Here is a 19,848-nt window from a genome sequence, read left to right on the forward strand (position 1 = left end):
CCTCGACAATGCGCGTGCTGACAGCCTCCTTCGCGCTCGCCCTCCCTCTTGCCTTGTCGTCCTGCGGCAGCGATGAGGACTCCAGCAGCTCGGCCGGCACCCCGCCCCCCTCGGAGGGCGGATGCCCGACGGCACCGGTCGACGTCGTCGTCAGCGTCGATCAATGGGGAGACATCGTTTCCCAGGTCGGCGGCGCCTGTGCCGACGTCACCACGGTTCTGGCGAGTTCCTCGGTGGACCCACACGACTACGAGCCCACCCCCGCCGACGCCGCGTTGTTCGACGGCGCGCGGCTCGTCGTCCTCAACGGCGGCCACTATGACGAGTGGGCGGCGAAGCTGGCGGCCTCGTCGGCCCCGGATGCCCCGGTGATCAACGCCGTCGAACTGAGTGGACATGAGGGCGAAGAAGGGCACAGCCCGGAGGGCGAAGAAGGGCGCAGCCCGGAGGGCGAAGAAGGGCACAGTCACGAGGGGGAAGAGGGGCACAGTCACGAGGGGGAGGCCGGCCACGACCATGCCGGTGAGGGCAACCCTCATGTCTGGTACAACCCGGCGGTCGTGAACGAGGTGGCCGAAGCGGTGACCGCCCAGCTCAAGGATCTGGCGCCCGACGCCGCCGATTACCTCGATGAGCGGCACTCCGAGTTCAACAACGTGATGAAGCCCTACAACGACGCCATCGCCACGATCAGGTCCGGCGCCCAGGGCAAGACCTACGCCGCCACCGAGAGCGTGTTCGACGACATGGCTTCGGCGCTGGGGATGCAGAACCGCACGCCGGAGGGTTACCAGGCCGCGTCGGCGAACGAGGCCGAGCCGTCTCCGGCCGATCTGGACGCCTTCCTGCGTCTGCTCGGTGACCGCGGGGTGGACGTGCTGATCTACAACACTCAGACCGAGGGGTCCGTGCCCGAGCAGATCCGGGCGGCAGCCGAGCAGGCCGGAGTCCCCGTGGTCGAGGTCACCGAGACGGTGCCGCCGAACACCGAGTCGTTCCAGACCTGGCAGGTGGGACAGCTCGACGCACTGGCCGAGGCCCTCGGTGTCCGAGCATGAGTCGGCAGCCGTGCCGGCGCTGGCGTTCGACGACGTCAGCGTTGTCCGGGGCGGGCGCACGATCTGGTCGGATTCGACGCTGCGGGTCGAGGCCGGTCAGTTCGTCGCCGTCATCGGCTCCAATGGTTCCGGGAAGACCACGCTGCTCAAGGTGATCCTCGGGTTGCTTCCCGTCGCGCACGGAACGGTGCAGGTGTACGGCTCCCGTCCGGGTGCGCGTAACGACGAGATCGGCTATGTACCTCAGCACTACGACGTCAACGCGACCGAGGCGATCCGGGCCAGGGACGCCGTGTTGCTGGGGCTCACGGGACGGCGGTGGGGCTTCGCGCGGCCCCGCGCAGAGGATCGCCGTCGCGTCGAGGAGGCCCTGAATTGGGTCGAGGCCACCGACTTCGCCGACCGGCGGCTTTCGGAGTTGTCCGGCGGACAGCGTCAACGCATCGCGCTCGCCAGCGCGCTGGTGGCTCAGCCGCGAATGCTCATTCTCGATGAACCGCTGGCTTCGCTCGACATTCGTACCCAGCACGAGATCGTCGAGCTGCTCGCCAGGCTCAAGCGTGAGCTGGCGGTGACGATTCTGGTGGTCGCCCACGATCTCAATCCCCTGCTGGCGGTGCTCGACAGTGCGATCTACCTGCTCGACGGCCACGCCCATCACGCGGCGATCGATCAGGTGGTGGATTCCGATCTGCTCACCCACATGTACGGCACGCGGATCAAGGTTGCGCATACCCTGCAGGGGCAGCTCTACATGCGGAGCGACTGATGACTTTGCGGAGCAACCGATGACTTTGCGGAGCAACCGATGACCCAGTCCCTCGTGGCGATGGGCTACCAGGACAACTGGGTGCAGATCCTGGGCTCGTCGTTCATGCGCAACGCCTGGCTCGGCGGAACGATCGTCGCGCTCGCCGCGGGTCTGATGGGCTACTTCATCGTGGTGCGCAACTCCTCATTCGCCGCGCACGCGCTGGCCCACATCGGGCTGCCCGGTGCTACCGGCGCGGTGCTGCTCGGGCTGCCGGCGGCGCTCGGGTTGGGGGTGTTCTGCGTCGGGGGTGCCCTGGCGATCGGGGCGCTTGGCAAACGCGCCTCCGATCGTGACGTCGCGACCGGTACCGTGCTGGCCTTCGCCACCGGGCTGGGTCTGTTCTTCAACTCGCTGGCCACCCGCAATTCGTCCACCCTGACCAACGTGCTGTTCGGGAACCTGCTGGCGATCACCAACGAGCAGCTGGTGGGGTTCCTGACGCTGCTGCTGGTGCTGGCGGCCTGCATGGCGTTCATCTACCGGCCGCTGCTGTTCACCTCGGTCAACAGCCAGGTGGCCGAGGCCAAGGGGGTTCCGGTCCGCCGGCTGTCGGTGGTGTTCATGGTGCTGCTCGCGTTCACGGTGACCATGGCGGTGCAGGCGGTGGGCACGCTGCTGCTGTTCGCGCTCGTCGTCACTCCCGCGGCGACGGCTCTGATCTTCACCGCGCGCCCCGTGTACGCCATGGCAGTATCGGCGGGCATCGGGGTGTTCTCCGTCTGGGCGGGTCTCGCGCTGTCCGCGATGTTCAATCTGCCGCCCAGCTTTCTGGTGGTCACCATCGCCTGTGGCATCTGGCTGGTGGTGTGGCTGGGCGCTCGCGTGCCGCGCCCGAAGCGGACTTCCGCAGCGCAACCCGGTGTGTCCACTAATCTCGGGGAGCATGTCCAGGAGTCCAGCGCCGAGGCGCCGAGCGACCCTGGCCTCACTCGCCGCTGAGCTCAAGGTCTCGCGGACCACTGTCTCCAACGCCTACAACCGGCCCGACCAACTGTCGGCCGAACTGCGCGAACGTGTGCTGTCCACCGCCAAGGCGCTCGGCTATCCCGGTCCGGACCCGGTGGCGCGCTCGTTGCGTACCCGCAAGGCCGGCGCGGTGGGGTTGGTCATCACCGAGCCGTTGAACTATTCGTTCCGGGATCCGGCCGCGCTCGACTTCGTCGCCGGGTTGGCCGAGTCGTGCGAAGCGGTGGGGCAGGGACTGCTGTTGGTGGCGGTCGGGCCCGACCGCAGTGTCTCCGACGGCTCGGCCGCGGTGTTGGCCGCCGGTGTCGACGGTTTCGTCGTCTACTCAGCCTCCGATGACGACCCCTACCTGCCGGCGATCCTGGAGCGTCATCTGCCGGTGGTGGTGGTCGACCAGCCCCGCGACGTGCCCGGGGTGTCGCGGGTGTGCATCGATGACCGGGCAGCGATGCGCCGGCTCACCGAGCACGTGCTCGAGCTCGGTCACCGCGAGATCGGGCTGTTGACGATGCGGCTCGGCCGCGAGTGGCCGGACGCCGGCCCGGCCCCCGCGATCGCTGATCCGCAGCGGGTTCGTAGCCCGCACTTCCATGTCCAGAGCGAGCGCATCCGGGGCGTGCGTGACGCAATGACTGCGGCGGGGCTGGATCCGGCGTCGCTGACCGTCGTCGAAAGCTATGAACACCTGCCCTCGTCCGGAGGTGCCGGCGCCGACGCCGCGCTGGCGGCCAATCCGCGCATCACCGCGCTGATGTGTACCGCCGACGTGCTGGCGCTGTCGGCGATGGATCACCTGCGGGCCCGCGGGGTCTACGTGCCGGGCTCGATGACGGTGACGGGTTTCGACGGTGTGCCGGAGGCGCTGCAGCGAGGCCTGACGACGGTCGTGCAACCCAGTGTCGAAAAGGGCCGCCGGGCAGGGGAACTGCTGCACGACCCGCCCCGGTCGGGACTGCCGGTGATCGAGGTCCTCGACACCGAGGTGATGCGGGGACGGACCTCCGGTCCGCCGGCCTAGCCGGTCAGTCGGCGCGCCCTGATGATGTCGTCGTGGGTGTGCTGTCCCTCGAGTCCGGCGGGTACGTCCCGTGGGTGCCGGCGGTCGACGCTGACTTCCCAGCCGTCTGAGAGCAATTCGACGATGTCGTCGTGCCCGAGGTAATCCGCGGGGTCGAAGCCGTTGGACTTGGCTTTCTCGACGTCGACGTCGGCGTGGTGCACCACGAGCAGTGTGCCACCCGGTGCCACCGCCGCCAGCAGTGCGCGTTCGGCGTCGTGTCGCGGCGAATGACGCAGCGCCGGATAGTGGGCGGTGACGAGGTCGAAACCGTTGGACGGCAACGGCATGTCCTCGAGGCGGCCGCAGCGCCACGTGATCTGGACGCCGGCCTCACGGCTTCGCTGGGTGGCGCGGTCCAGGGCGACCTGGGAGACGTCGAGCGCGGTCACCCGCCATCCGCGGGTCGCCAGCCAGACGGCATCGGCGCCCAGACCGCAACCGATCTCGAGTGCGGTGCCCGGGGCGAGTTCGCCGATCTCGCGGATCAACGCCGCGCTCGGCGCCATGTCGGGGAGTTGGTCGGCGAGCGAGCTGTAGCGCTCGTCCCATTCCTCGGCGGTCGCTGTGGGGGAGGGGGATTCAGGCATGTCACCACTGTGCGTCAGGTGAACGCTGCCGGCAAAGGTTATTGCCGATCAGGCAAAGCGCATACCGCTACGCGCGTCCAGCAGATACTGCAGTGCCACCGCGACGTCGTCCGGCGAGTCGACCCGGTAGCCCGCCCCGGTGTCCCCGGGCCCGACCTTGACGCCGATGTCGCCGTCGGTGAGCCGCCGGAACGCCTTCTCGTCGGTGACGTCGTCGCCGAAGAACACCACGGTCGACGCGGCGTGCTGGTCCCGCAGGATGTCGATCGCCTCGCCCTTGTCGGTGGAGATCACGGCGAACTCGAGGACGGCCTTGCCGGTGGTGGCATGGGCGTCCCACTCGGCGGCGGCCTCCCAGGCCGCGGCCAGCGCGGCCTCCCCGTCGCTCGGCGAAGCGTTGCGCACGTGCAACGCCACACTGGCGGGCTTCGTCTCCACGGTGACCCCGGCCCGGCCGGACGCGATCTCCTCCAGCGTCTCGGTGATGTTGCGCAACAGCTCCCGATCGATGTCGTGCGAGAACCCGTGGTCGAACTCCGCGCCGTGGGATCCCACCAGATGCACCGCGTCCGGCATCGACGACAACGCCCGCAGGTCACGCAACGCGCGACCGGAGATCAGCGCGACGGCGGTGGACGGCAGCTCCGCAAGGCCGACAAGGGCGCGTCCGGCCTCGGGCAGCGGGCGGGCATCGGACGGGTTGCTGACGATCGGCGACAGGGTGCCGTCGAAGTCGGAGGTGACCAGAAGCCGGGGCAGTTTCGCGGCGGCGTCGAGCGCGCTGGACAGATCGGCAGGCAGGTCGCTCACGCCTTCAGATCTTAGGCTGGTCGCCGTCCCCGATGAGCAGTCGCACGGCCAGATCCAGGCGTTTGGCGACGTCGGTGGCCGATGCCCGTCGGGTCAGCCAGGCCAGCAGATTGGACAGCCACACATCGGAGATCACCCGTGCGATGTGGTACTGGTCCTCGGTCGGTTCGCCCTCGCTCATCGCGCGCGCGAACATCGAGTCCATCAGCTTGCCGACGTGGTCGACCTCACCGGCTGCCGAGGCGTCGGCGAACACGAAGGCCCGAGTCATCGCCTCGGTGAGCAGCGGGTTGCGCTGCATTGCGCGGTTGAGCTTGCCGACCATGATGTTGAGGCGCTGGTACGGGGTGGCGCCGGCGGCGAGCACCGCCCGGTCGGTCTTGGCGTCGATGCGCTCGAACTCCCGCCCGAGCGCCGAGACCAGCAGATGCACCTTGGACGGGAAGTACCGGTACAGGGTGCCGACCGCGACATCGGCGCGTTCGGCCACCGCCCGCATCTGAACGGCCTCGTAACCGCCCTTCGAGGCGATCGCCAGCGTGGCGTCCAGGATGCGCTTGCGTCGCTCGCGCTGGGCCTCGGAGCCGAGTTCGGATTCAGCCAGAACCGCCACGTTCATCACCTGGCGGGGGCGGGTGTCAGCACCAGCGCCCGATGCGGCGCGGGCCGGCGTGCCCGACAATTCTGACGTCCCTGACATGCGACGTGCGGCTCCTTCGTGATGCGTACCGCTGGAAACGATACGCATGCCGATCCCCGATTGCTCACCTCCGTGCCGTGACGACACCGACGTGCCCTGCTGTGATGGCGGTCGACTTGACGGTCCAACGCTGGCAATATTAGAACACGTTCTAGTGGGAAGCACGGTCTTCTCGCCCAAACGCTAGGAGTCACGGTGTCGGCTAGGTCCACGAACTCGTCTGCCACCCTCACCGACGAGCAGTCCGCCGCGCGTGAACTGGTTCGGAGCTGGGCGGCCGGATCCCGCGCGGTCGAGGCCGCGCGCGACGTCGAGCAGGGTGATCCCGAGGCGTGGCGCTCGGCTTACGACGGTCTGGCTCAACTAGGCACATTCGGTGTGGCACTGCCCGAGGAGCACGGCGGGGCCGACGGAACCGTGGGCGACCTCTGCGCAATGCTCGACGAGGCGGCTGCCGCGATGGTCCCCGGCCCGGTGGCCTCCACCGCAGTGGCCACCCTGGTGTTGTCGGATTCACACGCCGAACTGCTGGAATCGTTGGCCTCCGGGGAGCGCACCGCGGGTGTGGCCCTGGCCTCCGACCTCACCTACTCCGACGGACGAGTGTCGGGTACGGCCGAGTACGTCCTGGGCGGGTCTGCCGGTGGTGTGCTGCTGCTGGCGGCCGGGGACACCTGGGTGCTGGTCGACGCCGCCGCCGACGGCGTCACCGTGGAACCGCTGGCCGCCACCGACTTCTCCCGGCCGCTGGCGCGGGTGGTGACCGACGGCGCCGCCGCTGAGGAGCTCGCTGTGCCCGCGCAGCGGATCGTCGACCTGATCGTCACGGTGCTCTCCGCCGAGGCCGCCGGTCTGGCCCGGTGGTGCCTGCAGACCGCCACCGAGTACGCCAAGGTCCGTGAGCAGTTCGGCAAGCCGATCGGCAGCTTCCAGGCCATCAAGCACATGTGCGCCGAGATGCTCCTGCGCTCCGAGCAGGCCTCGGTCGCCGCCGCGGACGCGGCCCGGGCCGCGTCGGAATCGGCGGGGCAGTCCGAGGATGCGCAGTTGTCGCTGGCCGCCGCACTGGCAGCGTCGGTAGGTATCGAGGCCGCGAAAGCCAACGCCAAGGACTGCATCCAGGTTCTGGGTGGTATCGGCATCACCTGGGAGCACGACGCGCATCTGTACCTGCGGCGCGCCTACGCCATCGCGCAGTTCCTCGGCGGGCGGTCGCGCTGGCTGCGGCGGGTCGTTGCGCTGACCCAGCAGGGTGTTCGTCGCGACCTGCACATCGATCTCGACTCGGTGGCCGATCTGCGGCCCGAGATCTCCGCCGCGGTCGCCGACGTCGCAGCGAAGCCCGCCGAGCAGCGTCAGGTGGCGCTGGCCGAGGCCGGCTTGCTCGCACCGCACTGGCCCCGGCCCTACGGTCGGGCCGCCGGGCCCGCCGAGCAGTTGCTGATCGACCAGGAGCTGGCGGCGGCTGAAGTGGTGCGTCCGGACCTGGTGATCGGGTGGTGGGCGGTCCCGACGATTCTCGAGCATGGCAGCCAGGAGCAGATCGAGAAGTTCGTCCCGGCGACGTTGCGCGGTGACCTGCGCTGGTGCCAGCTGTTCAGCGAGCCCGGGGCGGGCTCGGACCTGGCCGCGCTGCGCACCAAGGCCGTGCGCGCGGACGGCGGGTCCGCGGGCGGTGCAACGGGGTCCGGCTGGAAGCTGACCGGGCAGAAGGTGTGGACGTCGTCGGCGCAGCAGGCGCACTGGGGGGTGTGCCTGGCCCGAACCGACCCGGATGCACCGAAGCACAAGGGCATCACCTACTTCCTGATCGACATGACGTCACCGGGGATCGTCGTGCGACCGCTACGGGAGATCACCGGCGACGAACTGTTCAACGAGGTCTTCCTGGACGACGTGTTCGTCCCCGACGAGATGGTCGTCGGGCAGGTCAACGACGGGTGGCGGCTGGCGCGTACCACGCTGGCCAACGAGCGGGTCGCCATGGCTCAAGGCACCGCACTGGGCAACCCGATGGAGGAGCTGCTGCGCTCGGTGGCCGAACTCGATGCTGCGCAACAGGATCGGCTCGGCGAGCTGATCGTGACCGCCCAGGTCGGATCGTTGCTCGACCAGCGCATCGCCCAGTTGGCCGTGGTCGGCGAGGACCCCGGTCCGCAGGCCAGCGCCCGCAAGCTCATCGGTGTGCGTTACCGCCAGGGGCTCGCCGAGTTCCGGATGGATCTGGCCGAGGGCGCGGGCATCGTGGACAGCACGCAGGTGCACGACTTCCTCAACACCCGCTGCCTGACCATCGCCGGCGGCACCGAGCAGATCCTGCTGACCATGGCCGGCGAGCGGTTGCTGGGCCTGCCGCGCTGAGGCGTGCGCGGGCGCGCCATCTGAAGGCGTGCGCGGGCGCACCATCCGAAGGCGTGCGCGGGCGCACTAACCAAATGTGGTCTGTGCGCAGGCGGTCGGAGTGGTGAGGTTGACACCGCTGTAGACGACCTGGATCTGCGAACAGGCGATGAAGTCCGACCCCGTCGCGGGCAGTCCGGTGCTCCACTGGGTGGGCGCGGTGTCACCGTCGGACTTGAACCGTTCGATGGGGCCGCCGCCGAAGTAGGTGATGGAGATCTGCACGTCGTTGATCGCCTTGTACATCTTCGACAACACGTTGTTGTGGTTGGCGCCCTTGAGTTCCCGGGGTGTCCCGGACGGGGCGCTGTACCACGCCTCCTGCCACACGTCGCGATCCGAACTGCGGATGGTGATGGTCTGACGGGCCCAGGTGTCACCCGGGAAGCCGGTGGGGCCGGTCGGCGTCATCAGGTTCGCCGTGGTGTTGAAGAAGCACCGGTTCTGCGCCGCCACACAGTCGGCGGTGACGTTCATCTGGATCTGGGTGGCGCCGTCGACCGGGATCGACGACGTGCCGGAGTTGGATGCGCCGGCGGCCGTGGCAGGCTGCGCGAGCCCCGCCGCTGCCAACAGGACGGCGGTGCATGCTGCTGCGAGCCGGTTCATCGTCACGAAGGTAATCCCTAGCTACTCGTCGTAGGTGACTTCGACCGAATCCGACAGGGGATGGGCCTGGCAGGCCAGGATCAACCCCTCCTCCAGATCGGAGTCCTCGAGGACATCGTTGACCTCCATCTCGGTGTCGCCGGATTTCTTCACCACCGCGCACGCGCCGCAATGCCCTTCCCGGCACGAGAACGGCGCGTCGAGCCCTTTGTCCAGCAGCACGTCGAGCAGTTTCGCGCGCCGCGGCCAGGACACCTCGTGCGTCTGACCGTCGAGGGTGACCACCGCGGAGGCCGGTCCCTCGTCGCTGTCGTCCTCCTCCAGTACCACGGCAGCGAACGGGTCGGAGTCGAGTGACTTGAACACCTCGATGTGGATGCGGTCGGGGGACATCCCGGAGCTGGTCAATGCCTCCTCGGCGGCTTTCATGAACGGTCCCGGGCCGCAGATGAAGGCTTCACGGGCGCCGAACGGGGCGACCAGCTCGGCCAGTCCGGCCACTGCCGGCAGGCCCTGCACCGACTCCAGCCAGTGGATGACGGTGAGCCGGTCGGGATATTGGGCCGCGAGCTCGCGTAGCGCGGCGGCGAAGATGACCGAATTCTCGTCCCGGTTGGCGTAGATCAGCGTGACCTTGCCGCTGCCTTCCGCCAGCGCCGACTTCAGGATCGCCATCATCGGCGTGATACCGCTGCCGGCGGCGAGCAGCACGAAGTCGGTGTCCAGCGACTTCGGCACGAAGGTGCCCGAGGGCGCCAGCACATGCACCTTCATGCCGGCCTGAGCGTGGTCGCACAGCCAGTTCGACGCGTAGCCGTCGGCGGTGCGCTTGACGGTGACGGTCATCGGGTCGCCGGTGAACGGCGAGCTGCACAGCGAGTAGCACCGCGCGACCGAACCGGTCAGATCGCTGGGCACCCGCAGGGTCAGGAACTGGCCGGGTTGGTAGCGCAGTTTCTCCGGTGCGACGGGGGCGTCGGCAGGAGAGGTGAACACCAGGGATCGGGCGTCGGCCGTCTCGTCGATGACCTCGGCGATCTCCAGTTCGAGCACATGGGTGCCCAGTGGTTCGTCGGCTTTGACGTCCGTCACTCGCGCGCCTCCCTTTCGACGGGCACCGTCATCTGACGCCACCCCAATAACTAGAACAGGTTACAGAAATGAATGTCTGCAGGTCCAGCCGCCGCAGGGCACCGCTGCTCGACACAAATCGTAACGTGTTCTAATCTCAATACCGTCAGTCCGCACTCCCTGGGAGGCATACCCGTGACGTCCATTGAACAGCGCGACGTGCAATCGGTGCTATCGGGCATCGACGATCTCCTGCCGCGGATCGCCAAGCGCTCCGCGGCCGCCGAAGAGTTGCGGCGTCTGCCCGACGAGACGGTCGCCGAACTCGACGAAGTCGGGTTCTTCAAGCTGCTCCAACCTGAGCAGTGGGGCGGACTGCAGTGCGATCCGACGCAGTTCTTCGAAGCGGTGCGGCGCATCGCCAGCGCGTGCGGCTCCACCGGATGGGTCTCGTCGATCCTCGGTGTGCACAACTGGCACCTGGCGCTGTTCGATCAGCAGGCTCAGGACGACGTCTGGGGCGACGATCCGACGGTGCGCGTGTCGTCGTCGTACGCGCCGATGGGTGCGGGCACCGTGGTCGACGGTGGCTACCTGGTCAGCGGCGCCTGGCAGTGGTCGTCGGGCTGCGACCACGCCACCTGGGCGTTCCTCGGCGGTCCGGTGATCAAGGACGGCAAGCCGGTCGACTTCGGCAGCTTCCTGATCCCGCGCAGCGACTACCGCATCGACGATGTCTGGAACGTGGTGGGTCTCAAGGCAACCGGAAGCAACACCGTGGTGGTCAAGGACGTGTTCGTCCCGCGTCACCGGTTCCTGTCCTACCGGGCGATGAACGACGGGACCGCCGGCGGATACGCGAACAACACCGCACCGGTCTACAAGATGCCTTGGGGCACCATGCATCCCACCACCATCAGCACCCCCATCATGGGGATGGCGTACGGCGCCTACGAGGCGCATGTCGAGCATCAGGGCAAGCGGGTGCGTGCCGCGTTCGCCGGTGAGAAGTCCAAGGACGATCCGTTCGCCAAGATCCGTATCGCCGAGGCCGCCAGCGACATCGACGCCGGCTGGCGTCAGCTGATGGGCAATGTCGCCGACGAGTACAAGCTGCTGCAGGCCGGTGAGGAGATCCCGTTCTCGCTGCGGGCCAGCGCACGCCGCGATCAGGTCCGCGCGACCGCGCGGGCGATCGCGTCGATCGATCTGCTGTTCGAGGCGTCCGGTGCGACGGCACTGCAGCTCGACCAGCCGGTGCAGCGGTTCTGGCGGGACGCACACGCCGGCCGGGTGCACGCCGCGAACGAGCCCGAGCGTGCCTACCTGATCTTCGGCAACGAGGCGTTCGGCCTGCCGCCCCAGGACACGATGGTCTAGATGACATCCTTCGCCGCCGAAACTGCTCAGCAGCAAGAGATCACGTTCGATTCGACCTCCCGCTATGCGCAGGTCCGCGAGGACATGCGGTTGCACTATCACGAGGCGGGCGACCCGGAGTCGCCCACCATCGTGCTGCTGCACGGCGGCGGCCCGGGCGCATCGAGCTGGTCGAACTTCGGGCGCAACATTCCGGTGCTGGCCGAGCACTTCCACGTGCTCGCCGTGGATCAGCCCGGCTACGGGCATTCCGACAAGCACACCGAGCACGAGCAGTACAACCGCTACAGCGCCACGGCGCTGCTCAACCTGTTCGATCACCTCGGCCTCGAACGGGCTGCGCTGGTGGGCAACTCACTCGGTGGCGGCACCGCGGTGCGCTTCGCTCTGGACAACCCGAAGCGGGCGGGCCGTCTGGTGTTGATGGGGCCCGGTGGGCTGAGCGTCAATCTGTTCGCGCCCGACCCGACCGAGGGCGTGAAGCTGCTCGGCCGCTTCGCTGCCGACCCGACGCGGGAGAACATCGAGAAATTCCTGCGCATCATGGTGTTCGACCAGAGCCTGATCACCCCCGAACTGGTCGAGGAACGTTTCCAGATCGCCAGCACGCCTGAGTCGTTGGCCGCCACCAAGGCGATGGGCAAGTCGTTCGCGGGTGCGGACTTCGAGCTCGGCATGATGTGGCGCGACGTCTACAAGCTGCGCCAGCGGGTACTGCTGATCTGGGGCCGTGAGGACCGGGTCAATCCGCTGGACGGGGCACTGGTGGCGCTCAAGCAGATTCCCCGCGTCCAGCTGCATGTGTTCGGCCAGTGCGGGCACTGGGCGCAGCTCGAGAAGTTCGACGAGTTCAACAAGCTCACCGTGGATTTTTTGTCCGACGTCGCTGAGGGGGGTTCACGATGATCCGCTCATTGGGGTACCTACGCATCGAGGCCACCGATATGGGGGCCTGGCGCGAGTACGGGCTCAAGGTGCTTGGCATGGTCGAGGGGTCCGGCGGCACCGAGGGTGCGCTGTACCTGCGTATGGACGAGTTCCCGGCACGCCTGGTGATCGTGCCCGGCGAGCATGACCGGTTGCTGGTCTCCGGCTGGGAGACGAGCAACGCCGCGGGGTTACAGGAGATCCGGCACCGACTCGACCTGCAGGGCGTCCCGTACAAGGAGGGCACCTCCGCGGAGAAGGCTGAGCGTCGCGTTGACGAGATGATCGTGTTCGACGATCCGTCCGGCAACACCCTGGAGGTGTTCCACGGTGTCGCGCTCGAACACCGCCGCGTGGTGAGCCCCTACGGCCACAAGTTCGTCACCGAGGAACAGGGCCTCGGTCACGTGGTGCTGACCACCCGCGACGACGCGGAGACGCTTCACTTCTACCGCGATGTGCTGGGCTTCAGCCTGCGCGACTCGATGCGGCTGCCTCCGCAGCTGGTGGGCAGGCCCGCCGACGGGGAGCCGGCGTGGCTGCGGTTCCTCGGGGTCAACCCGCGCCACCACAGCCTGGCCTTCATGCCCGGCGAGACTCCGAGCGGAATCGTCCATCTGATGGTCGAGGTGGGAAACGCCGACGATGTCGGCCTCTGCCTGGACCGGGCACTGCGCCGCAAGGTCAAGATGTCGGCAACGCTGGGGCGCCACGTCAACGACAAGATGCTGTCGTTCTACATGAAGACGCCCGGCGGGTTCGACGTCGAGTTCGGTTGCGAGGGTCTCGAGGTGGACGACCACAGCTGGGTTGCGCGGGAGAGCACCGCGGTGTCGCTGTGGGGACACGACTTCAGCGTCGGCTTCAAGAGTTGATGACGGGCGCTGACACGGGGAGCCATCGGTAGTGGGTAGCCCACCGATCGACCCCCGCACTTTCCGCAGTGTGCTGGGCCAGTTCTGCACCGGTATCACCGTCATCACGACGGTGCACGACGACGTTCCGGTGGGGTTCGCCTGCCAGTCGTTCGCCGCGCTGTCTCTCGACCCGCCGCTGGTGCTGTTCTGCCCGACCAAGATGTCACGGTCGTGGGCGGCCATCGAGGCGAGTGGCTCGTTCTGCGTGAACATCCTGCACGAGAACCAGAAGGACGTTTCGGGCCGGTTCGGCTCCCGGGAGCCGGACAAGTTCGCCGGCATCGACTGGACCCCGTCCAAGCTCGGCTCGCCGATCATCGACGGGTCGCTGGCGCACATCGACTGCACCGTGGCGTCGGTGCACGACGGTGGCGACCACTTCGTGGTGTTCGGTGCGGTGCACTCGCTGTCTGATGTCCCGCGCAAGAAGCCGCGGCCGCTGCTGTTTTACCAAGGTCAGTACACCGGCATCGAACCGGACAAGAACTCGCCGGCCGACTGGCGCAACGACCTCGAGGCTTTCCTGACCGCGACGACGGACGACACCTGGCTCTGAGCAGGGAGTTACACGAGTGTGATTCATCCACACTGTGCACAACTGCTGTGGATAAGTGCCGTCCCGTCGCCGTCAGGCCTGTAGCGCGATCAGCATTTCCCGGACGTGCGCAATGTGCAGAGCGGCGGCGGTGCGAGCGCCCTGCACGTCGCCCGAGATGATCGTGTCGAAGATCGTCTGGTGCTCGGCGATGGAGAGATCCAGCCGGCCCGCCGGGGTGAACCCGACGGACCGGGCTTCGCGCAGGTGCTGGTGCAGCTCGCCCAGCAGGTCGACGAGCAGTGGGCTGCCGCTCGCTTGGGCGATCGCCAGGTGGAATGCGATGTCGAGGTTCGCGAGCGTGTCGAGGTCGCGCTCGCCGGCCCCGACGGCGGCGACGAAGGCGTCATGCGCAACCCGCATCGCCGTGCGGTGCTCCTCGTCGGCGCGCCGCGCGGCTTCGCCGGCGGCGAGTTCATCCAGCGCGCCCCGTACGAGCATCATGTCCATCACCTCGGCGCGATGTTCGCCGAGCCACTTCATGACGTCGATGGTCGGCCGCCGCACCGTCGCCTTGACGAAGTAGCCGTGGCCATGTCGGACTTCGACCAGTCCGACCGCCTCCAGGGACCGCATCCCTTCCCGCACGCTGACCCGGCTCACGCCGAGCATCTCAGTGAGTTCGCGTTCGGACGGCAGCTTGGCGCCCACCGGATAGATACCCTTCTTGATCGCCTCTCCCAGTTGGTCGCGGACCTGGTCGGCGCGCGAGCGCGACGGCAACCGGGTGAAATGGCTGGAACTCGTCACATACTCACCGCCCGCCGGCGCTGTTCAATCCTGTTCCGCACGCCCTGCCACTGACTGCTGCCGACCGTCACCGGCGCACGGCGCCCCATTCCCCTCGCCCACACTGCGCGATGGCCTAGCTCGGTCGCGGCGCTCAGATCCACACTCCCCGGAGGCGCTGAAATGTCCACCACCAATGAGCCCGGACGCAGACCGGTGAGAACGCTGCTGTCCACGATCGGTGCCGGCACGGCCGAGAACAACATCGACGCGCCGGTAACGGCGGAGGGCAGCTCGGCGAGCGGCACCGATTGGAGGTGGGCCGCGTAGGCGGCGGCGCGCTGCACCGGATTGCGCGCGGCTACCGTCACTGAAGCGCCGAGTGCACGCAGTGTGGTCGCCAACCGAGCGCCGATGTTGCCATAGCCGACCACCACCGCGGCTGCGTCGTTGAGGGTGAACCGGGTGTTCTCGATCGCCACTCGCAGTACCCCCTCGACGATCGCGGGGGCCCGCAACAACATCAGTTCCTGGTCGTGCTCGTATTCGTCCAGTCGTGCCCCGACTTGGGCGGCCGCTGCAGCGAGTGCGGGATCGGCCTTACCGAGGATTATATGTGCCGGCGACACCATCAGCTTCAGGAGCGCGGCGGTGATCACGATGGGGGGAGCGTGGCCCGGCGCGAAGAGAGACCCGTCGGCTGCGATGCCCGGGATCGGCAGTAGCAGCACATCAGCACCATCGACTGCCTCTTCCAGTCCGGCCACGCTGTGCACACCGTCGATCGGCGTGTCCGCGCCGACGAATCCGTATGCCCGAACGGATGCGCCCGTCTGCGCGGCCAGCCTGGCGATCTCTTGCTCGCGCTCGTCACCACCGACGACTGCGATGGTGAGATCTGACCAGTTCATAAGGCTCCACTTCTCACGAGACCCCGAAGCTCCTCCACGCTGTCCGTCTCCAGACCGATGTCGTGGAGCCGCAGCCCCGTACGCGTCGGCTCCCCACGCAAGGCGCAATCCGCCAACGTCAGCAGTGCTCGCGCGACCGGCACGTCGACACCTGCGACAGCGGCCAATTCGATCAGCGGCACTACGGCGAATCCGAAGTCCTCTCGGTAGTAGCGATGTCGGAGGGAAGCCGGTGCCGTGATCGAAGCGTTGGCCCGCCCGGTCGACACCGCCACCCTCAACTGCTCGTCGGTGGTGCCGTCGGCAGGCAGCGCATCGACTGTTCCGATAGCGAGCATCTCCATCATGAGTGGATCGAGTGTATGGCCGTAAGCGCTTGCCACATTGAGCCTTTCATTGTCGAGATCAGCCATTACGGCCGCAACCGCAGGGGTGGTGGCGTCGGCGTAGTAGGCGAACTCACCTCCTGTGGCCTCCACCCAGGCAGCCGCGAGGACTGCCGCCGGTGGATGCAGGACCATGTTGACGTTGGAAAGGCCTGTCGCGAACACATCGGATTGTGGCTTGCACGCAGGCCACAAGCCGGTCGCAAAGGCCAGCGCCGCATCGTCGACACCGATCACCGCGGCGCGGACGCGCCGTGCCGTCCCGGTGATTCGTACGGTGGCGCCGGCACCTGTTCGCGCCACGTAGGTCATAGTCGACAGCTCGACGATCGATGGCCGTTCGACCCCGAGGCGGGCGAAACGTGAGGCGAAATGCGCCGCTCCCAAGGTGTGACCGGGGTTCAACACCAACGGAGTGCGTGACTTGAGTGTCGCCAGTTCGTCGGCCAGTGCGCGGTGACCCAGAGCGGGCAGACACACCACCGCGACGTCGGCTCCGTCGAGCACTTCTCCCAAGGAGGTGGTCATGACCGGCAGCTCCGTGAAGCCGTCGCCCAATACGCCGCTGGCGTCCACTCCACCGGCCTGCCGGTAGGCGGCCAGCGTGGATTCACGGCGGTTCCACACCCGCACGGCGTGCCCACCCCCGGTGAGTTCGACTGCGGCGGAGAGGCCTCCTGCACCAGCGCCGAGAACCGCGACCGTCGTCACACCGGAACCGATTCGTCGGAGTACTTGTCGAGCTTGTCCTGGTCGACCTCGATCCCCAGTCCGGGACCGTCGGGGCAGAGCAGGATTCCGTCGCGGAAGGTGAACGGCTCGGTGATCAGGTCGTCGAGATAGTAGACACCTGCGATCCGGGGGCCCTGCGCGCCCTGCACGGTGGTAACCGGGCACACGCTCGGCAGGATGGCCGCCTCTGCGGCTACCCCGAGGTGCAGGTTGGCGGCCGTACCGATGCCGAACTCGATCGAGCCGCCGACATCGTGGTAGAGACCCATCGCCGCGGCGAACTCGGCTTGCTGGCGGGCGCGCCACAGGCCACCCGGCTTGGTCACGTAGCAACTGAAGCACTCTGCCGCCCCCCGCTGATGCAGTTCGAGGATATCGTGCACGGTCCACGCGGACTCGTCGGCCATGACGGGAACGCCGATCCGCCGGGCGACCTCAGCCAGACCATGTGCCCCCGATACCGGTTGCTCGCACAGCAGCAACCCGTATTCCTGCTGGCGCAGTGTGATTCGCACTGCTTCTGCGATGGTGGGGTAACCCTCGTTGGCATCCACACGCAACTCGACGTCGTCGCCGACAACTGCGCGCATCTGTCGCATGAGTTCGACATCGCGTTCACCGTCGATTCCAGTCTTGAGCTTGAAGACGGTGATGCCCTCCGCGACCGCTGACTGGGCCTCTTCGAGCGCGTCGGCGATCGGCATCAGTCCCAGTGAATGGGTGATCCGCACGCCGTCACGGCATTTGCCGCCGAGCAACGTGTGTACCGGCACTCCCAGTGACTTGCCGGCGATGTCGTAGCAGGCGATGTCGATGGCGGCCTTGGCGTAGGGAGCCCCTTTGGCTACCCGGTCCATCGCACGGTGGACGATGCGGGGCTCGCGCGGATCCAAGCCGCGGATTGCCTCGAAGAGGTAGTCGCGGACCAAGGCCAACACCGTCTCGGGCGATTCACCGCCATAACGCATCTGGGAGCCTCCCCAGGTGGGGATGGCGGGGGTTTCACCCCAGCCGTGGACACCTTCGTCGGTGTCGATCCGCACGATCGCATGGTGGCCGATGCGTCGATGGGTGTTCCCGGCCCAAGAGTGTGTGCGCCGCAGCGGCAGCGTCACAAGGTAGATCTGACCGCCGACTATTCGCATTGGTGCCTTCCGTTGTTGACCGACGGCCGTCTTCAGGTACCCGGCGCGTCACCGATCATCTCGACCTTGTTCCCATCGGGATCCAGCATGTAGAGGCTCAAACCGTAGCCGCTGGGTTCGGGACCGGACACGATGGTGATGCCACGCTCCTCGGCTCGTCTAGCGATCGCGGGCAGGTTGCGTGCCCGGAATGCCACGTGCTCAACGGGATTGCCCCCGTCAGGCCGCCCGGTCGTGAGACCGAGACCCTGATGGGTGACCACCAGCGGCCGACCGTCGCGAAAGTCTTCCCGTTTGCGCACGGTGAGTCCGAGAAAGTCGATGTAGAAGTTCTCGGCCGCGGCCAAGTCGGTGGTCTGCAGGAGCAGATGACCCAGCCCGTATATCAGCGGCGGTTTCTCACTACCCAGCACGCCGTGCCGTTCGATGTCGGATCCGAGGACACCGGCTCTGGCCCAGTCTTGTGGCGGATACTCACTGATGGCGACATGGAGGTGATCGGGGCTGGCTCCAGCATGCTCGACCATCGCATCGGTGATCGCCCGGGCCAGGCGGCGCTTCTGTTCGTCGGTGCGCCCATCCCACATGTGCACGGTGACAAAAGGCATGTATCTCCTTTGCTTTGGTCTTCGAGATTGATTGGTAGTCGAGCCTGCTCAGTCGTAGAGAACGGTCGACGTCGGGGTCTGGGCGCCGAGACCTGCGCGCGCGACGATCGCGCGGGCCCGCGCGGTGGCTTCGGCGCGCAGGGCCTTCTCGTCGAGGGAAACCACTGCGCCGTCGCGGTAGACGAGCCTGCCCGCCACCCAGGTCTGGCTGATGCTCGCGGTGCTGGCTGACCACCCCAGCGCCAGTACGGGATCGCCGTAGGGTATCCATTCCGGATGGTGCAGATCCCACAGCACGAAGTCGGCCTGCTTGCCGACCTCGATGGAACCGATCTCGTCGTCCCAGCCGAGTGCGCGGGCACCGTCTATCGTCGCCATCCGCAGCGCCCGGCGTGCGCCGATCAATGATTCGTCGAGCCGTGCGTCCTTGAACATCCCTGCCACAACGGGGATCTGCCGCATCAGGTTCATGTTTCCCGCCGCGGCGACGCCGTCGGTACCGAGACCCACCGTGACGCCGGCCTCGAGCATCTCCGGGTATCGACCGATTGATGACGTGGCGCCTTTGCCCAGTTTGAGGGAGGAGAAGGGGCAGAAGGCGACGCTGGTGCCGGTGCTCGAAAGCAACTCGACCTCGGCGTCGGCGACAGCGACAGCATGGGCCAGCACCAGGTTCGGACCGAGGCCGTCGGTATCGCCGATTCGTGAGATCGGCCACTTCCCGTACTTCTTCTCGCTCACGTGGGCTTCTTCGATACTGCTCGCCAGGTGATATGTGGTCCCCACCCCCAGCTCTGCCGCCAGCGCCCGGGCGCCGACATGCAGTTCCAGCGAGCACGGCTCCTTCCCTTCAATGTTCACCCAACAGCGGATACGGCCGTCGGCGTGGCCGTTCCATCGTCGTACCGCGTCGCCTAGCGCATCGAGGGCTTCGACATGGTTGGCGAAGAAGTGGTGTTCGACCATCTCCGGGGACCAGCCGGGCGGTAGCTCGGCTGGCGGGCGGTCAGCAGCGTGGCGCCCGACCACCCCCCTGATCCCGACCTCGGCGGCACCGGTGGCGGTGATGCCCGGATCGTTCTGCGCACCCATGTCCAGAAAGCACGTCGTGCCGTTGCGCAGCATCTCTGCGGCTCCCAGGCGAACGCTGACTCCCTCATCCTCCACCCCGACATGGGCGTAAAACGGCTTGCCCCAATGAAAAACCCAGGTTCGCGTCGAGATGTTGTCGGGAAAGACAGCGCGAGAAAGGGTCTCGGAAAGGTGCACATGAGTATCGATGAATCCAGGGCTCAAGCCCAAGCCCCTGGCGTCTATCACGACATCGGTCCGGCGGGGAGGGTCCTGGCTCAGTACCTCGTCGGTCGTCCCGACCGCGGCAATGGTGTCGCCGTCGATCACGACCGTCGCATCCCGCACCACGGTGTCGGTGGCGTCCACCGT

20 protein-coding genes are annotated in these 19,848 nt (G+C 67.4%); 9 read left to right on the forward strand and 11 right to left on the reverse strand.

Annotated elements, in window-relative coordinates; all coding sequences use genetic code 11:
• Positions 1 to 8 precede the first annotated feature (8 nt).
• From J3476_RS03370 to J3476_RS03385, 4 genes are read left to right on the forward strand one after another with little or no spacing between them, the layout of a single operon-like run.
• A complete protein-coding gene (locus J3476_RS03370) occupies positions 9 to 1,058 on the forward strand; it encodes a metal ABC transporter solute-binding protein, Zn/Mn family (RefSeq protein WP_207065130.1) in 1,050 nt (349 codons plus the stop codon).
• Entirely contained in the window at positions 1,045 to 1,827 is a 783-nt protein-coding gene (locus J3476_RS03375) for a metal ABC transporter ATP-binding protein (RefSeq protein WP_207065131.1), read from the forward strand. Before J3476_RS03370 ends, J3476_RS03375 begins: the two co-directional genes overlap by 14 nt.
• 39 nt (positions 1,828 to 1,866) lie before the next feature.
• Positions 1,867 to 2,811: a metal ABC transporter permease gene (locus tag J3476_RS03380; protein ID WP_207065132.1), complete on the forward strand. Its 945-nt coding sequence runs from the start codon at positions 1,867 to 1,869 to the stop codon at positions 2,809 to 2,811.
• Positions 2,756 to 3,856 (forward strand): LacI family DNA-binding transcriptional regulator, encoded by a 1,101-nt coding sequence (locus J3476_RS03385; RefSeq protein WP_207065133.1) that lies wholly within the window; start codon positions 2,756 to 2,758, stop codon positions 3,854 to 3,856. Before J3476_RS03380 ends, J3476_RS03385 begins: the two co-directional genes overlap by 56 nt.
• On the opposite strand, the gene J3476_RS03390 is transcribed toward J3476_RS03385, so the two are convergent.
• Genes J3476_RS03390 through kstR form a run of 3 tightly spaced genes read right to left on the reverse strand, consistent with a single transcriptional unit; the run spans position 3,853 to position 5,908 of the window.
• The gene (locus J3476_RS03390) at positions 3,853 to 4,485 is read right to left on the reverse strand and encodes a class I SAM-dependent methyltransferase (RefSeq protein ID WP_207065134.1); all 633 of its coding nucleotides are present in this window, start codon (positions 4,483 to 4,485) and stop codon (positions 3,853 to 3,855) included. The genes J3476_RS03385 and J3476_RS03390 overlap by 4 nt on opposite strands.
• A 48-nt stretch (positions 4,486 to 4,533) precedes the next feature.
• Entirely contained in the window at positions 4,534 to 5,295 is a 762-nt protein-coding gene (otsB, locus tag J3476_RS03395; RefSeq protein WP_207065135.1) for a trehalose-phosphatase, read from the reverse strand.
• 4 nt (positions 5,296 to 5,299) lie between these two features.
• A complete protein-coding gene (gene kstR / locus J3476_RS03400) occupies positions 5,300 to 5,908 on the reverse strand; it encodes a cholesterol catabolism transcriptional regulator KstR (RefSeq protein ID WP_173012260.1) in 609 nt (202 codons plus the stop codon).
• Positions 5,909 to 6,190: 282 nt separating this feature from the next.
• On the opposite strand from kstR, the gene J3476_RS03405 reads away from it, so the two are divergent.
• The gene (locus tag J3476_RS03405; protein WP_207065136.1) at positions 6,191 to 8,356 is read left to right on the forward strand and encodes an acyl-CoA dehydrogenase; all 2,166 of its coding nucleotides are present in this window, start codon (positions 6,191 to 6,193) and stop codon (positions 8,354 to 8,356) included.
• Between the two features lie 66 nt (positions 8,357 to 8,422).
• Here J3476_RS03405 and J3476_RS03410 read toward each other — a convergent pair whose 3' ends face one another.
• Together J3476_RS03410 and J3476_RS03415 are read right to left on the reverse strand one after the other, a co-directional pair.
• Entirely contained in the window at positions 8,423 to 9,004 is a 582-nt protein-coding gene (locus tag J3476_RS03410; RefSeq protein WP_207065137.1) for a hypothetical protein, read from the reverse strand.
• A gap of 21 nt (positions 9,005 to 9,025) precedes the next feature.
• Positions 9,026 to 10,096: a ferredoxin--NADP reductase gene (locus J3476_RS03415; protein WP_207065138.1), complete on the reverse strand. Its 1,071-nt coding sequence runs from the start codon at positions 10,094 to 10,096 to the stop codon at positions 9,026 to 9,028.
• A 174-nt stretch (positions 10,097 to 10,270) separates the two neighbouring features.
• Here J3476_RS03415 and hsaA point away from each other — a divergent pair, with 174 nt between their 5' ends.
• Genes hsaA through hsaB form a run of 4 tightly spaced genes read left to right on the forward strand, consistent with a single transcriptional unit; the run spans position 10,271 to position 13,855 of the window.
• Positions 10,271 to 11,455: a 3-hydroxy-9,10-secoandrosta-1,3,5(10)-triene-9,17-dione monooxygenase oxygenase subunit gene (gene hsaA, locus J3476_RS03420; RefSeq protein ID WP_207065139.1), complete on the forward strand. Its 1,185-nt coding sequence runs from the start codon at positions 10,271 to 10,273 to the stop codon at positions 11,453 to 11,455.
• Positions 11,456 to 12,361 (forward strand): 4,5:9,10-diseco-3-hydroxy-5,9,17-trioxoandrosta-1(10),2-diene-4-oate hydrolase, encoded by a 906-nt coding sequence (gene hsaD / locus J3476_RS03425; RefSeq protein ID WP_207065140.1) that lies wholly within the window; start codon positions 11,456 to 11,458, stop codon positions 12,359 to 12,361.
• Positions 12,358 to 13,257 (forward strand): iron-dependent extradiol dioxygenase HsaC, encoded by a 900-nt coding sequence (gene hsaC / locus J3476_RS03430; protein ID WP_152518893.1) that lies wholly within the window; start codon positions 12,358 to 12,360, stop codon positions 13,255 to 13,257. The genes hsaD and hsaC overlap by 4 nt, the downstream gene beginning before the upstream one ends.
• 31 nt (positions 13,258 to 13,288) lie before the next feature.
• A complete protein-coding gene (gene hsaB, locus J3476_RS03435; RefSeq protein WP_207065141.1) occupies positions 13,289 to 13,855 on the forward strand; it encodes a 3-hydroxy-9,10-secoandrosta-1,3,5(10)-triene-9,17-dione monooxygenase reductase subunit in 567 nt (188 codons plus the stop codon).
• A 72-nt stretch (positions 13,856 to 13,927) separates the two neighbouring features.
• Here hsaB and J3476_RS03440 read toward each other — a convergent pair whose 3' ends face one another.
• The 6 genes from J3476_RS03440 to J3476_RS03465 all read right to left on the reverse strand — a co-directional run bounded on the left by J3476_RS03440 (position 13,928) and on the right by J3476_RS03465 (position 19,845).
• Positions 13,928 to 14,644, reverse strand: a complete 717-nt coding sequence (locus J3476_RS03440; protein WP_207065142.1) for a FadR/GntR family transcriptional regulator — start codon at positions 14,642 to 14,644, stop codon at positions 13,928 to 13,930.
• A complete protein-coding gene (locus tag J3476_RS03445; protein WP_207065143.1) occupies positions 14,641 to 15,534 on the reverse strand; it encodes a dipicolinate synthase subunit DpsA in 894 nt (297 codons plus the stop codon). Before J3476_RS03445 ends, J3476_RS03440 begins: the two co-directional genes overlap by 4 nt.
• Positions 15,531 to 16,631, reverse strand: a complete 1,101-nt coding sequence (locus tag J3476_RS03450) for an NAD/NADP octopine/nopaline dehydrogenase family protein (protein ID WP_207065144.1) — start codon at positions 16,629 to 16,631, stop codon at positions 15,531 to 15,533. Before J3476_RS03450 ends, J3476_RS03445 begins: the two co-directional genes overlap by 4 nt.
• Positions 16,628 to 17,695 carry an enolase C-terminal domain-like protein gene (locus J3476_RS03455; RefSeq protein WP_207065145.1) on the reverse strand — a complete coding sequence of 356 codons (1,068 nt, stop codon included), beginning with the start codon at positions 17,693 to 17,695 and terminating at the stop codon, positions 16,628 to 16,630. Before J3476_RS03455 ends, J3476_RS03450 begins: the two co-directional genes overlap by 4 nt.
• A 134-nt stretch (positions 17,696 to 17,829) precedes the next feature.
• Positions 17,830 to 18,405 (reverse strand): 2-hydroxymuconate tautomerase, encoded by a 576-nt coding sequence (locus J3476_RS03460; protein WP_207065146.1) that lies wholly within the window; start codon positions 18,403 to 18,405, stop codon positions 17,830 to 17,832.
• Between the two features lie 48 nt (positions 18,406 to 18,453).
• Positions 18,454 to 19,845 (reverse strand): amidohydrolase family protein, encoded by a 1,392-nt coding sequence (locus tag J3476_RS03465; RefSeq protein ID WP_207065147.1) that lies wholly within the window; start codon positions 19,843 to 19,845, stop codon positions 18,454 to 18,456.
• Between the last annotated feature and the right edge of the window lie 3 nt (positions 19,846 to 19,848).

Origin of the sequence: Mycobacterium sp. PO1, assembly GCF_017312405.1 — a bacterium.
In the GTDB taxonomy this organism is placed as follows: domain Bacteria; phylum Actinomycetota; class Actinomycetes; order Mycobacteriales; family Mycobacteriaceae; genus Mycobacterium.